10 protein-coding genes are annotated in these 13,318 nt (G+C 73.5%); 1 reads left to right on the top strand and 9 read right to left on the bottom strand.

Translation table 11 applies throughout. The annotated features are described in order from the left end of the window. Window positions 1-280: 280 nt before the first annotated feature. A complete protein-coding gene (locus tag P3T29_RS20650; protein WP_280718016.1) occupies window positions 281-1,879 on the bottom strand; it encodes an ABC-F family ATP-binding cassette domain-containing protein in 1,599 nt (532 codons plus the stop codon). 327 nt (window positions 1,880-2,206) lie between these two features. Beyond that, window positions 2,207-3,124 (bottom strand): hypothetical protein, encoded by a 918-nt coding sequence (locus P3T29_RS20645; protein WP_280718015.1) that lies wholly within the window; start codon window positions 3,122-3,124, stop codon window positions 2,207-2,209. Window positions 3,125-3,586: 462 nt separating this feature from the next. Here P3T29_RS20645 and P3T29_RS20640 point away from each other — a divergent pair, with 462 nt between their 5' ends. Then, the gene (locus P3T29_RS20640) at window positions 3,587-4,684 is read left to right on the top strand and encodes a glycosyl hydrolase (protein WP_348532849.1); all 1,098 of its coding nucleotides are present in this window, start codon (window positions 3,587-3,589) and stop codon (window positions 4,682-4,684) included. Here the strand turns inward: P3T29_RS20640 and P3T29_RS20635 are convergent. Genes P3T29_RS20635 through P3T29_RS20605 form a run of 7 tightly spaced genes read right to left on the bottom strand, consistent with a single transcriptional unit; the run spans window position 4,655 to window position 13,188 of the window. Next, entirely contained in the window at window positions 4,655-5,851 is a 1,197-nt protein-coding gene (locus P3T29_RS20635; protein ID WP_280718014.1) for a GNAT family N-acetyltransferase, read from the bottom strand. The genes P3T29_RS20640 and P3T29_RS20635 overlap by 30 nt on opposite strands. Continuing rightward, on the bottom strand, window positions 5,848-6,576 hold the full coding sequence (locus tag P3T29_RS20630) for a lipopolysaccharide biosynthesis protein (RefSeq protein WP_280718013.1): 729 nt from the start codon (window positions 6,574-6,576) through the stop codon (window positions 5,848-5,850). Before P3T29_RS20630 ends, P3T29_RS20635 begins: the two co-directional genes overlap by 4 nt. A 37-nt stretch (window positions 6,577-6,613) precedes the next feature. Continuing rightward, a complete protein-coding gene (locus tag P3T29_RS20625; RefSeq protein ID WP_280718012.1) occupies window positions 6,614-7,789 on the bottom strand; it encodes a glycosyltransferase in 1,176 nt (391 codons plus the stop codon). Beyond that, window positions 7,786-8,586 (bottom strand): polysaccharide deacetylase family protein, encoded by an 801-nt coding sequence (locus P3T29_RS20620; RefSeq protein ID WP_280718011.1) that lies wholly within the window; start codon window positions 8,584-8,586, stop codon window positions 7,786-7,788. The genes P3T29_RS20625 and P3T29_RS20620 overlap by 4 nt, the downstream gene beginning before the upstream one ends. Then, window positions 8,576-10,342 (bottom strand): lipid II flippase MurJ, encoded by a 1,767-nt coding sequence (locus P3T29_RS20615; RefSeq protein WP_280718010.1) that lies wholly within the window; start codon window positions 10,340-10,342, stop codon window positions 8,576-8,578. Before P3T29_RS20615 ends, P3T29_RS20620 begins: the two co-directional genes overlap by 11 nt. After that, window positions 10,339-11,676, bottom strand: a complete 1,338-nt coding sequence (locus P3T29_RS20610; RefSeq protein WP_280718009.1) for an O-antigen ligase family protein — start codon at window positions 11,674-11,676, stop codon at window positions 10,339-10,341. Before P3T29_RS20610 ends, P3T29_RS20615 begins: the two co-directional genes overlap by 4 nt. Window positions 11,677-11,682: 6 nt before the next feature. After that, window positions 11,683-13,188: a sugar transferase gene (locus P3T29_RS20605; protein ID WP_280718008.1), complete on the bottom strand. Its 1,506-nt coding sequence runs from the start codon at window positions 13,186-13,188 to the stop codon at window positions 11,683-11,685. Window positions 13,189-13,318: the final 130 nt, after the last annotated feature.

The raw sequence follows: 13,318 nt of genomic DNA, 5'->3' as shown, positions 1-13,318 counted from the left end.
CCACGCGCCCCCGGCCCAACAGGCCGGTTCGGACGAAAGAGCTGATCAGCACAGCCGCCCCGACCGCAAAAGTGCGGCGGGGCGGCAGTGGATCGTCTTAAACGGAATCTCCGAGTCTCCCATTCCCGATCTCTGCCGAGGATGAGATTTTCTACGGCGAACAGCTGATTCCGTGTCTACCGCAGCGCGGCGGATGTCAGCCGAACACTCAGCCACGCGGTCGGCCGAGCGGCCGGCCAAATGGTCAGGCGAGCGGCCAACCGAACGGTCGGCCAAGTGGTCAGGCGAGCGAGACCAGATCCCGGTACGCCGGGCTCCAGAGGTCCTCGACGCCGTCGGGCAGCAGGATGATCCGCTCCGGCTGGAGGGCCTCGACCGCGCCCTCGTCGTGGGTGACCAGCACGACCGCGCCGCTGAAGGAGTGCAGCGCGCCGAGGATCTCCTCGCGGCTGGCCGGGTCGAGGTTGTTGGTGGGCTCGTCGAGCAGCAGTACGTTGGCGCTGGAGACCACCAGCGAGGCCAGCGCGAGGCGGGTCTTCTCGCCACCGGAGAGCACGCCGGCCGGCTTGTCGACGTCGTCGCCGGAGAACAGGAAGGACCCGAGGATCTTCCGGATCTGCACCAGGTCGGTGTCGGGCGCGGCGGAGCGCATGTTCTCCAGCACGCTGCGCTCGGGGTCGAGCGTCTCGTGCTCCTGGGCGTAGTACCCGATCTTCAGGCCGTGGCCCGGGATGATCTCACCCGTGTCCGGCTGCTCCACGCCCGCGAGCATCCGCAGCAGGGTGGTCTTGCCGGCGCCGTTGAGGCCGAGGATGACGACCCGCGAGCCCCGGTCGATCGCCAGGCCGACGTCGGTGAAGATCTCCAGCGAGCCGTACGACTTGGACAGGCCCTCGGCCATCAGCGGCGTCTTGCCGCAGGGGGCCGGGTCCGGGAAGCGCAGCTTGGCGACCTTGTCCGAGACCCGGACCTGGTCCAGACCCGCCAGCAGCTTCTCGGCACGGCGGGCCATGTTCTGCGCGGCGACGGTCTTGGTGGCCTTCGCACGCATCTTGTCGGCCTGCGAGTTGAGGGTCGCGGCCTTCTTCTCGGCGTTGGCGCGCTCGCGCTTGCGGCGCTTCTCGTCGTCCTCGCGCTGCTGCTTGTACTGCTTCCAGCCCATGTTGTAGATGTCGATCGCGGAGCGGTTGGCGTCCAGGTAGAACACCTTGTTGACGACCGTTTCGACCAGCTCGACATCGTGGGAGATCACGATGAAGCCGCCCTTGTACGTCTTCAGGAAGTCCCGCAGCCAGGCGATCGAGTCGGCGTCGAGGTGGTTGGTGGGCTCGTCGAGCAGCAGGATGTCGGCGTCCGAGAAGAGGATCCGGGCCAGCTCGACCCGGCGGCGCTGACCACCGGAGAGGGTGTGCAGCTCCTGGCCGAGGATCCGGTCCGGCAGGCCCAGGGCGGCCGCGATGGTGGCGGCCTCGGCCTCGGCGGCGTAGCCGCCCTTGGTGAGGAACTCGGTCTCCAGGGTGGAGTACTTCTTCATCGCCTTGTCACGGGTCGCACCCGTGCCGTTGGCCATCCGGTCCTCGTTCTCGCGCATCTTGCGCAGGACGGTGTCCAGGCCACGGGCCGACAGGATGCGGTCGCGGGCCAGCACGTCGAGGTCGCCGGTACGGGGGTCCTGCGGGAGGTAGCCGACCTCGCCGGAGTTGGTGACCGTGCCGGAGGCGGGCAGGCCCTCGCCCGCCAGCACCTTGGTGAGGGTGGTCTTGCCGGCGCCGTTACGGCCGACCAGGCCGATGCGGTCACCCGGGGTGATCCGGAAGCTGGCGTTCTCGATCAGGATGCGGGCACCGGCGCGCAGCTCAAGGGCGTTGACGGAAATCATGGCTGTGGGTAACTCCTGGGACGTGAGCGGGGCGCCTCGGACATGGCACACAGGCACCCGGGCAGCGTGGGAAGGGGGCAGCACTCGGCGGATCGGCGAGCCTCGAAGGGCCTCGCCGCGCGCCCGCTAATGCCCGGAGAAATCAGCCATACGGGCCAGTCTACCGGGAGCCGGGAAAATGCCTCCGCAGCAGCCTCTGCGAGCGGGTGGGCGCCCGGGCCGGGGGCGTGGGCACTGCACGGAGCGGAAGCGGTGCAGGCCGTTGCCTTCCGGTTTCACGCAGTTCCCCGCGCCCCTGGGGTTGCCGCCCCAGTCGGCGAAGCCTCCTCAGGAGGCCGGGCAGTCGGTGTGGGGCTTGAGGGCGGCGAAGGGGACGGTCGGGCCGCCGCAGAGGGGCTCCAGGGCGCCCTTGCGGGTGTCGAAGACCCGGCGGCCGACGATCGGGCCGTCGTCGATGGCGACCTGGTGGCCGTCCAGGCTCTTGAGCAGGACCTGCGGCCCCGCGTTGAGCTGCCAGCCCTGGCCGTCCAGGCGGATGCCGGTGATGCCGCCGGGCAGCGGGTGCCCGCTGCTGTTGGTGCCGGTGCAGGTCCGGGGCACCAGGACGGCGTCGTCGGTGTGGACGGCGCGCAGCGGGTCGTAGGAGCAGCCGCCCAGTGGGCGGGAGTTGAACCGCAGATCGCCGTCGCGATCGCGGAAGACCATGGTCAGCGCCGGGGTCACCACGGCGACGCCGGGCTCGTCCTCGATCACGGGCTGGAGGGCGGCGGCGGCTCGCTGCACCGCGATCTCGCGGCGCTCGGTGTCCGTGCGGGTCGCGGCGTCCGGGTCGCCGTCGCCGCTCAGCCAGTCACTCAGGCCGGGTACGGCCCGGTGCCAGCGCACCTCGTGGTCGCTGGGCCGCACCGAGGTGACCATGCCGTCGTCCCAGACCACCACGGCGCTCTCACCGGCCATCGCGAGGTACAGAGCGGTCGCGCCCTCGCGGCGGTAGGACCAGGCGGGCCGGCCGGTGGCCCGGTCGTACGCCTCCAGGCCGGGCCCGACCTTCAGCTCCAGCGTGCCGGTGTTCAGTGTCTGGGCGCTGACCGGGCTGGCGTCGGCGCCACCGGGCGTCGCCATCCGGTCGCCGAACGGCACCGGGCGGTTGGCGTGCGCGGCGGCACCGGCTCCGAGCACCAGCATCGCAGCCAGGGCAGGGAGCACGGATCGGCGGGTGAGGGCACGCAGCGGCTTCCAGGACACTGGCGGAGCGTACCTTCCGCTCGAGCGGTCCGTCTTGCTGGACACGACCCCGCACCGGCCGGGCCGGCGGCGCCGGAGGGGCTCGGGCATCGGCCCCGACCTGGGGATATCGGTCGGCGTCGGCCGCTGCCGGACAGCTGCGGCGGTGCGGCGGACTGTTACAGAGGTGGTACGGGCTGCCGCCCGGTACTCGGACAGATCCGGACACCCCGCACTCGGGCGACCGAAGCGGGCCGACGCGGACCGGTACGGACCGGCGCGGACCGACCGGGCGAATGAGCCGGGCGGCGGGACGGCCCAGTGCAACACACCCGGGGCGGAGTTGACGGGCCGTCACTGCCGTTCGCGGCTGCGACCTGCCACTTTTGAGTGACATAAGGCTTTTCTGACGACCCGTGGCCTTACCGTCGTGTTTGTGAGCTTTCCCGGGCTCATCGGTGCGACGCCCTGAGGAGACACCCCATGCGATTGGCCCGCCTCACGCTGGCCGCCGCCGCGCTACTGCTGGTGACCACCGTGACCATCCCGTCCGGCACCCCGGTGGATCAGACCGAGCGGCGCGCCGCGCTCTCCTCGGACGCGGTCCAGCCGCGCGGCGCCGCGCCCAGACCGCCGGTCCTGCGGAGCAGGCACGAGGCGCCGTTCGGGGCGTTCGTCGGCTCCTGGAACGACTCGATCCCGAACATCCGGCGGATGACGCAGTGGCTGAGCGGCGCGAACATGCAGGTCGGCCACACCTACCTGGCCGGGAACAGCTGGGCGGACATCGACGGCGACCCGGTGATGCTCGGCCTCTGGTCGCAGTGGCGACTGGCCGACCCGTCCCGCAAGCTCGTCCTCGGCGTGCCGATGCTGACGCCCAACGAGAACGACATGCCGGACGCCGACGTCGTCCGGCTGCTGGCCCGGGCCAATCGCGGCGAGTTCGACTGGCACTTCCTCAAACTCGCCCGGAGGCTGGTCGCGTTCGGCGGTGGTGACACCGTCCTCACGCTCGGCTGGGAGATGAACGGCACCACCTACACCAGCCGGTGCCGGCCCGACCCGACGGCGTGGAAGGCGTACTGGCGGCGCATCGTGACGGTGATGCGCTCCGTCCCCGGCCAGCACTTCCGCTTCGACTTCGACCCCACCCGGGGCCTGGACGCCGTCCCGTGGACGCGCTGCTACCCCGGCGACGACGTGGTGGACATCATCGGGATGGACAGCTACGACCAGCCCGCCGGTGCCACCTTCGACCAGTACATCTCCGAGCCGTACGGGCTGCAGGACCAGGTGGAGTTCGCCGCCAAACGCGGGAAGCCGGTCTCGTACCCGGAGTGGGGACTCTTCCGCAACGGCGACAACCCCGAGTTCGTGCGGCGGATGGTGGAGTGGATGCGCACCCACGACACCGCCTACCAGACCCTCACCGACTACTGCCCGCACGGCTTCTGGGAGTGCAACCGGAACCCGCGCTCCAGCCAGGTCTTCAAGCAGCTGATGTCCGGCTCCAAGGGCGATCCGAACCCGTGGAGTTCGACGTGGGGTTCAGCTGCGGCTCCGGGTACGCGCCACTAGCGCCTCCTTCAGGCGGGGCAGGCGGGTGCGCAGCACTTGCACCACCGCCTGCCTGGCCCGTACCCGGCAGGCCCGGAAAGCGGCGGCCGGGGCGAGCCGGCCCGGGCCCAGCACCAGACGCTGGTTGGGCAGCTGGTCCGGGCGCCAGCGCTGCTTGTACGGCTCCTGGCCGCGCAGCAGGCTCAGCAGTGGGATACCGGCACCCCGGACCTCGTCCAGCGCGACGCCGAACAGCAGGCCGGCGATGTCGAGGCGCTCGCGCAGGGCGGGGTGCGCGCCGTACATGTAGAGACCCCCGAACGAGGGGCAGAGCAGCAGCAGGTTGACGGCCACCGGCTCGCCGTCCAGCCAGTAGCGGTGCACGGCGGCCCGGCCGCCGGCCACCAGGCCGGTGGTGGATTCGGTGAGGTGGGCGGCGAAGCGTTCGGTGCGGTGTTCGGTGGTCACGCCGCGCTCCTGCCACTGCAGGAAGTGCAGCCGGAGCAGCTCCTCGATCGCCGCCGGCACCTCCGCCGGGGTGGCCGTGCGGACCTCGACCCCGGATTCGGCGATCTTGCGCTGCTTGACCCGGCTGCGCTGGGCCGTCTTGCCCGGCAGGCGCTTGAGCAGCTCCTCCATCGGCACGGCGGGGAGGTACTGGCAGAGCGAGTCGGTGAAGCGGTGGCGGCGGCCGCGCCAGTGCTGGAAGAGCCGCTGGGCCGCCGCCTCCGGGTGCACCTCGCGCAGGTCCAGGCTGTGCCAGGGGCGGCGCAGCGGGAGGGCTCCGGCGAGTTCGGCGGCGGCGCGGTCGGCGCAGGAGTCGTCCAGCAGGATGTCGGTGAAGTCGACCAGGCCACCCCCGAGGTTGGTGAGCCCCCCGCCGAACCGGCCGCGCCGCTGGAAGGCGGCGGCACCGGCCAGTCGCCCGTCCCGGCGGACCAGCACCACCACCAGCGCACCCGGACGGCCGTAGTGGCGCCACCAGGAGCGGATCCAGGCGGCGGCCTGGAAGGGGGTGGCGGTGGCGCAGCGGGCCGCGAGGTCGTCCCACTCGGCGGCGACGGTGTCGAGCGCGTCGTCGGTGCGGTGCACCTCGGTGGTCCAGCGGGGGTTACCGGCCTGGGCGGGCAGCCCGGTTCCGACCCCGGTCTGCTGCTGCTCGGCGGTCGTCCGTTGCTCGGTGGTCATCGTCGGCTCCCGGCTTCCTGCGGTCCCTTGACGGTTTCGGCGTCCCCGGCGTCCCCGGCGCCCTTGGCATCCCCGGTGTCCCCGGCATTCCCGGCGTCCTCGGCCCCGCTCGGCTCCCCGGAGCGCGGGCGCGGTGGCATCGGGACCTCGGCGACCGGCCCGGGCTCCGCCGGACGGCGGCGGGTCATCATCACCAGCGCGCCGATCAGGAGCCCGGCCGCGCCGCCCACCGCCGTGTCCAGCTGCGCGGACGGGGAGGTCGGGGCGTCCGGTTCGGCGGCGGCGGCCAGCGGGACGAGCTTGACGCCGGTCTCCTTGCTGCTGGTGTTGGCGAAGCTGATCAGGGACTTGGCGACCGCGTCGGCGGCCTGCACGGCGGAGTCCGGGGTGCGGCCGGTGCCGGTGATGTCGATCACCGGCGCGTCCGGCGAGGTGGTGCCGCTGACCAGGCCGGCCATCGCGGCGACCGTCCGCCCGGTCTCGCTGGCGGCGGCGGCCAGCACCTGCGGCTGGCCCGCCAGTCGGCCGTACGCCTGGGCGAAGTTGACGGCGGTGGAGCCCTCCCCCGGGTTCTGCGGGACCACCACCACATAGGAGTTGGCGGCGTAGCTGGGGTGCGAGACGACGGCGTAACCGGCCCCCGCCACCGCCCCCAGCGGGACGGCGAGCGCCACCGGCCACCAGAGACGGGTCAGGGCGCGCGCGCTCCGGCGCAGTTCGGGCATCGGAAGCTCCGTAAGGGTGTCAGGGATGTGGGGTGGGTCAGGCCCGGACGGCGGCGGGCAGCCGGCCGACCGGTGCGGCACCGGCCGGCGACAGCCGGTCGTAGAGCTGGGCCAGCCCGTCGGCGATCCGGGCGATGTCGTAGTGCGCGACGGCGGGCGGCTGCGGCAGCGCAACGCTGCGGCGGCTCCACAGCTCGCAGAGCGCGCCGGTGTACGCGGCGGTCTCGGACGGGAGCCGGACGGCCCCCGGCGCGGCCTCCGGCGCGAGTTCGTCCAGCGCCGGGCAGGCGCTGTACCGGACGGGCAGCCCGGCGGCGAGCCCCTCCAGGACGGTCAGGCCGAAGGTCTCCTCGGTCGAGGGGGCCGCCAGCACGTCCATCGCGGTGAGGAGTTCGACCACGTCGTCGCGCTCGCCCGTGCAGTGCAACCGGGCCCGGACGCCGAGCAGCTCGGCCCGGTGGACCAGCGCGTCCAGCTCCGGGCCCGCGCCGACCAGCAGCAGCCAGGGGTCGCGCAGCGCGGGGTGCTCGGCGGCCAGGGCGGCCAGCTCGGCGAGCGAGTCGACCAGCAGCTCGAACCGCTTCCCCGGGACGAGCCGCCCGACCGCCCCGACCACCCAGGCCTGCTGGGGCAGCCCGAGCTCCGCCCGTACGGTCTGCCGCAGGGCCGCCCGGGAGGCGGTGGGCAGGCTGTAGCGGGCGGCGTCGATGCCGTTCGGGAGCAGGTGCACCCGGGACGCCGGGACACCCCAGGCGTCCAGCGTGCCCGCGACCTGGCGGGAGACCGCCACGGTGGTGCGGCCGAGCCGCTCGGCGGCCAGGTAGAGCGCCTTGACGCCGGGGGTGACGGGTCGGCCCTCGATCACGCCCGGGTGCAGCGAGTGCTCGGTCGCCACCACCGTGCGGACGCCGGCCAGCCGGGCCGCCAGGCGGCCGTACAGACCGGCCCGGTAGAGGTGGGTGTGGACGAGGTCGTAGCCGCCCGAGCGGATCAGCCGAGTGAGGCGGGGCAGCACGGCGAGGTCGCGGTTGCCGCGCATCCGCAGGTCGTGGACGGTGACGCCGTCGGCGCGCAGCGCGACCGCCACGGCGCCCGGGTTGGTGAGGGTGGCGACCTCGCAGTGCTGCCGCTCCGGCAGATGGCGCAGCATCAGCTGGAGTTGGCGCTCGGCGCCACCGGCGGCGAGCCCGGTGATGACGTGCAGGATCCTCATCGGGTGCTCCCGCGCGGCCGGAGCAGGCCGAGCCGCCGCAGGCCGGTCAGCGCGTCGCGCATCCGGTGCCGCCCGCGCTTGGCGCGCAGCCGCCAGGCGCCGTCCCGGTCGCCGACGTAGCAGCGGGGCAGCGCGAACCGGCCGGTCAGCTCGCTGTGGCCGATCGCGCAGGCGTACTCGTACCCGGCGTCGCGGACGGCGAGCGCGGCGGGCAGGTCGACCGCGCCGTACGGGTAGCAGAAGCCCGTCACCGGGCCGCCGACCAGCTCCTCCAGGGCCCGGCGGCTCTCCCTGGTCTGGGTGGCGAGCACGTCGGCGGGCAGGCCGGGCAGCGCCTGGTGGCCCAGGCCGTGCGAGCCGATCTCCCAGCCGGCGTCGGCCAGTTCGGGAACCTGATCCACCGTCAGCAGCTGCTTCCGGGGGCCCTTGACGTCCCAGCCGTTGTCGCTGCCGAGCAGGTCGGGCACGACGTAGGCGGTGGCGGTGAAGCCGTGCCGGTGCAGCACCGGGACGGCGTGCCGGGCGAAGTCGGCGTACCCGTCGTCGAAGGTCAGGCCGACCATGCGATGGGCCCTGCCGTCGGCGCGGGCGCGCAGCAGCTCACGGATGCTGACGCCGCGTCGGCCAGTGCGGTGCAGCCAGTCCATCTGGGCGGCGAAGCGCTCGGGGCTGACGGTGAGCAGGTACGGATCGTCCTCCTCGTCGGCGACCGAGTGGTACATCAGGATCCAGGGGGCGGCCCTGCTCGCCGTCGCCTGAACCGGGAGGCGCAGATCCTGGGCTGGTTCAACGTCCATCGGGCAGCTTCCCTTCAGCGGCCGGGGGAGACGGATTGACGGCCCGGACGAGTGCGAGGACGGGGCCGCGCACCTCACCGGCGCCGAACACGGTGCCGAGCACGGCGAATGCGAGCAGCACGCACGCGCCGCCGATCAGCGTGGAGAGCAGTGGGTTGGCGGCCAACCGTCCGACCGGCGCGCCCAGTACGGCGGCGCCGACGGCGGCGGCCAGCAGCCGGGCCTGGCCGCCGAGCACCTTCGGCAGCCGCAGCGCGATACCGCGCAGCAGCAGGCCGCGCAGCAGCAGCGCGGCCGTCGTGGTGATCCCGGCGGCGTTCCCGGCCGCCAGGCCGAGCGCGCCGAACCGGGAGGTGGCGCCGAGGCTCACCACGACGGTGACCAGCAGGCCGACCGCCATCGCGGCGACGGGGTACCAGTCCAGCAGCCTGCGCCCGCCGTCGTCGGTCTGCGGGCCGTCCGCCCGGCGGACCACCGGGCGGACCGAGAAGTACGGGCGGACCATCACCCCGATCAGCGCCTGGGCGGGCAGCCCGAAGCTGTAGACCCGGATCACGGCGGCCGTCGCGGCGGTGTCCTGCGGGCCGAACGCGCCACGCTCGAACAGCAGCGAGACCATCGACGGCGCGCAGGCCATCAGGAACGCGGTGCCGACCAGCACCAGTGCCGCCGCCTGGCCGAGGTCCTTCTCGACCCGGTCCCGGGCCGCCGCGAGATCGCCTGCGGCGAGCGCGCGGGCGACCAGCGGGAAGGTCACCGTGCAGATCAGGATGGCCGCCGTCATGGCCAGTTGGGAGACCTTGGCGGCGTAGTTGAGGTGCGAGATGGTGCCGGGCGGCAGGCCCGAGCCGAGGTAGCGCTCGATGAAGACCTGCGCCTGCCGGGTGAGCGTGAAGGCCGCCACCGGCAGCATCGCCAGCGGGATCAGCACCAGGCCCTGCCCGGAGCCGACGACCACCCCGGGCCGGGCTGCCCGCCGCCCCTCGCTGAGCCGCCAGGCTTCGCCGAGCCGCCGGACGAACGGGCCGACCAGCACCCCGGCCATCAGCAGGCTGCCGAGCGCGACGCCGACGGCGGCGGAGGTGACGCCGAGGACGCCGTGGCAGGTCAGCAGGACGGTCAGGATCGCCAGGTTGTACGCCACGTAGATGCCGGCCGGGGCGGTGAACCGGTGGTGCGCGCGGAGCGCGGAGCCCAGGTACCCGGCGACACCGAACGGGAGGATGGTGAGCGCGGTGACCCGGGTGCAGGTGACGGCCAGCCCGGGGTCCGCGAGGCCGGGGGCGAGCAGGTCGACCAGCTGGGGGGCGCCGAGCGCCGTCGCCGCCGAGAGGGCGCAGAGCGCGAGCAGCAGGCAGGGCAGCGTGGCCCGGACCAACTGCCGCACCGGATCCGGGCCGTGGGGCCGCTCCTCGCGCAGGACCAGGGCCAGGCTGAAGGCCGGGACCATCAGGAAGGCCATCGCATCCTCGATCAGCAGCGGCGCGGCCGTCTCGGGCACGGTCCAGGCGACCAGGAAGGCGTCGGTGCCCTGACTGGCCCCGAAGTACCGGGCCAGCAGCAGGTCCCGGAGCAGCCCGAGCGCCGAACCCGCCGCGCTGAGCAGCGCGGTGACCCCGAACGCCTTGGCCAGGAAGCCCCGGCGGGCCGAGGTCTCCGCCCCGGACGGGTCGCCGCGTTCGGCGTTCTCCCCCGGGGGAGCCGTCCGGGCCGACGGCAGCAGCGGTGCGACCGCGCTAGGCTGTTCCGTCGTCATACCTGGCGCACTCCCTGGGAGTTCGGGCCGGGCAGCGCCGACCGGGCGGCGAGACCGAGCACCACGGAGGTCAGCACCGTGGTCGTCCCTCCGATGTCGCCGTACAGGAAGTCGACCAGCACCCAGGTGAGCAGCGCGAGCGCGGCGAGGCTGCTCGCACGCGGCGAGTCGAGCCCCGAAGAACGGAGGCAGCCGATCAGCAGGGTGAGGAACAGCGCGAGGTAGGCGACCGCGCCGATCAGGCCCTGCTCGCTGAGCACCAGGAAGTACATGTTGTGCGGGGAGAGCAGCGGCTCGCGCTCGAAGCCGATGGTGGAGTCGGCGGCGTCGCTGCCGGAGGAGAGGCGGAGCGGGGCGTGGCTGTCCCGCAGCTGCTGGAAGGCCTTCGGGCCGGCTCCGGTGACGGGGTGGTCCTGCCAGATGCGTTGGGCGGTGGCCCAGAGGTCGTAGCGGTCGCTGACCGACTGGTCGGGGGCCGCCTCGACCGAGCCGATGCTGCTGAGCCGGGCGGTGACACCGGAGGCGCCCAGGCCGAAACCGCCGAGCAGGACGATCGCGGCGGCGATCGCCAGAACCGCGCTGCGCACCGCGAGCCGGGCGTCGGCCCGCAGCCCGAGCACGGTGACGGCGACCCCGCAGGCGATCCAGCTGCCCCGGCTGAACGAGACGGCGAGCGGGAAGGAGAGGAAGGCGGCCGCCGCGTACATCGACAGCCGGAGTCGTCGGTTGCCCTCCGGGCCTCGCTCGCCGAGCGCCAGCGCCAGCGCGGCGAGCAGCCCGAAGCTGACCACGGTGGACATCGCCATGATGTCCAGCGCGCCGAAGGTGCCGACCGCGCGGATCGGCTGGCCGGTGTAGGAGGCGCCCGTCCGGGTCAGGTACTGATTGGCGCCGACCACGCCCTGGATCAGCGCGGCGACGACGAACGAGCCGAGGATCAGCCGCTGGTCGGTGCGGTCGCGCAGCGAGCAGACCACTGCGGCGGGGACCAGCACGAAGACCTGCACCAGCCGGACGAAGCCGGTCAGGCTGGTCGACGGGTCGATCGAGCCGACCGTGGCGGTGGCGGCCGCCAGGACCACCCCGCCGAACAGGACGCAGGCGGTCCGGCTCAGCGCCGGAGTGCGTCCCCGCAGCAGGTCGAGCGCGATCACCGCCACCAACGCGAGCGAGGCCAGGTCGGCGGCGGTGATGTGGACGGCGGCCGCGACGTTCTTCTCGCCGGTCGGCACGCAGACCAGCAGGACGGTGGCGGCGGCCAGCAGGCTCGGGCGCTTCAGCAGGCCGGTCCTGACACTGTGTAAAGCCAGCGGCAGCGGGAATGCGAGGGCCACGGATGGTCAGCTCCCGTCCGGGTGCAGCAACAGGGCGGCGGTACGGAGCAGCAGCTTGACGTCCAGCCAGAGGCTCCAGCTCTCGATGTAGCGGTTGTCGAAGCGGGCCCGGTCCTCGATCGAGGTGTCCCCGCGCAGGCCGTTGACCTGGGCGAGTCCGGTGAGCCCGACCGGGACGCGGTGGCGGTCGGCGTACTCGGGGTAGGCCTGGCCGAAGCGCATCACGAAGTACGGGCGCTCGGGGCGCGGGCCGACCAGGCTCATGTCGCCGCGCAGGACGTTCCAGAGCTGCGGGAGTTCGTCCAGCGAGCTCTGGCGCAGCAGCCGTCCGACCACGCCCATCCGGTGGTCCTGGGAGATGTTCCAGCGGGTGGCGGACTCGTGCTCGTTGCTCGGGCGCAGGGTGCGGAACTTGAGGACGGTGAAGACCCTGCCGTCCAGGCCGGTGCGCTGCTGCCGGAAGAGTACGCCGGGGCCGGTGTCGAAGCGGACGGCCAGCGCGCAGACGGCGAGCACCGGGGCGAGCGCGAGCAGCCCGGTCCCGGCAGCGGCGATGTCCAGCGCCCGCTTGGCCGTCCAGCCGTAGCGCCGGGTCGCCGGGCGGGCCAGCCGGACACACGGGAAGCCCCAGAGGTGGTCGCGGGCGGGCCCGCCCACCGAGCCGTACTCGCGCAGGGCCGGAACCAGCCAGACCTGGCAGCCGAGCCGGGTGGCGTCGCGCAGCGCGGCGGCCGTCTCCGCCTCGTCGGCGGCGCCCTCGGTGGCGATGACGTGGTGCACGCGGTGGCGGCGGATCACCCGTTCGAGAATCTCCCGGCCGCCGAGGACGGGCAGTTTGGCGTCGGCGGCGAGCAGCACCGGGTCCGGGTCGAGGTAGCCGACCGGCCGCATCCCGTACTCCCGATGCTCCGTCAGCACCGCCGCCACGCGCTGCCCGAGCTGGCCGGCGCCGAGCACCAGGACCGGGCTGGGGCGCCGGCGGCGGGCCTGGCGCAGTAGGTGGTACATCGCGGCGCGGCCGCAGGAGGCCAGCAGCAGGAAGAGGACGAGCCCGGCGGCCAGCTGGAGCGGGGTGGCGGGGCCGCTGTCCGGCCACCCGTCCCGACAGCAGGCCAGGGTGACCGCGAAGGCGGTGGCCACGGCGGCCCGGGTGGCCAGGGCGGGGACCTCGTCGAGCGCGGAGAGGGTGAACCTGCTGCGGTAGAGGCCGCCGGCCAGATTGAGCGGCAGCAACAGGGGGAGGACGGCGGCGGCACCGAGCAGGGGGTGCGCCCGGCCGCCGGCCACGAGGGCGGTGAGGGTGGTCGCGCCGAGGACCGCGAAGGCGTCGACGGTGACCAGACCGGCCGGAAGGGCGGCCCGAGAGCGGAACGGCCTGCGGTGCTTCCCGATCGGCGGCGCGGAGCGGGCCTGGGCCGCCGCGCTGGGACGGTCGAGGAGCCCGGTGGCGATCCGCCGGGTGGACGGCAGGGGTCGGCCCGGCCGTGGCACACTCTCGTGATCGATGGTCATCAGCGCGCGAACTCCCCTGCTGTGTACCCGCCATGACGGAACGTCCGAATCCGGGCTGGCACCGGCACGGCCGTCCCGGCCCGGTGGATGCGGTCCAGGTAGCACCTGCTGCCATGGGTGGCATTCGGGC

The organism is Kitasatospora sp. MAP5-34, from assembly GCF_029894335.1.
Lineage (GTDB): Bacteria > Actinomycetota > Actinomycetes > Streptomycetales > Streptomycetaceae > Kitasatospora.
This window is presented reverse-complemented; position numbering and strand designations above follow the sequence as displayed.

Excerpts from the sequence above, each read along its gene's own strand:
- P3T29_RS20615 (WP_280718010.1), bottom strand. The coding sequence starts at position 10,342 with ATGACGACGGAACAGCCTAGCGCGGTCGCACCGCTGCTGCCGTCGGCC.
- P3T29_RS20620 (WP_280718011.1), bottom strand. The coding sequence starts at position 8,586 with ATGGACGTTGAACCAGCCCAGGATCTGCGCCTCCCGGTTCAGGCGACG.
- P3T29_RS20605 (WP_280718008.1), bottom strand. The coding sequence starts at position 13,188 with ATGACCATCGATCACGAGAGTGTGCCACGGCCGGGCCGACCCCTGCCG.
- P3T29_RS20650 (WP_280718016.1), bottom strand. The coding sequence starts at position 1,879 with ATGATTTCCGTCAACGCCCTTGAGCTGCGCGCCGGTGCCCGCATCCTG.
- P3T29_RS20625 (WP_280718012.1), bottom strand. The coding sequence starts at position 7,789 with ATGAGGATCCTGCACGTCATCACCGGGCTCGCCGCCGGTGGCGCCGAG.
- P3T29_RS20640 (WP_348532849.1), top strand. The coding sequence starts at position 3,587 with ATGCGATTGGCCCGCCTCACGCTGGCCGCCGCCGCGCTACTGCTGGTG.
- P3T29_RS20635 (WP_280718014.1), bottom strand. The coding sequence starts at position 5,851 with ATGACCACCGAGCAACGGACGACCGCCGAGCAGCAGCAGACCGGGGTC.
- P3T29_RS20630 (WP_280718013.1), bottom strand. The coding sequence starts at position 6,576 with ATGCCCGAACTGCGCCGGAGCGCGCGCGCCCTGACCCGTCTCTGGTGG.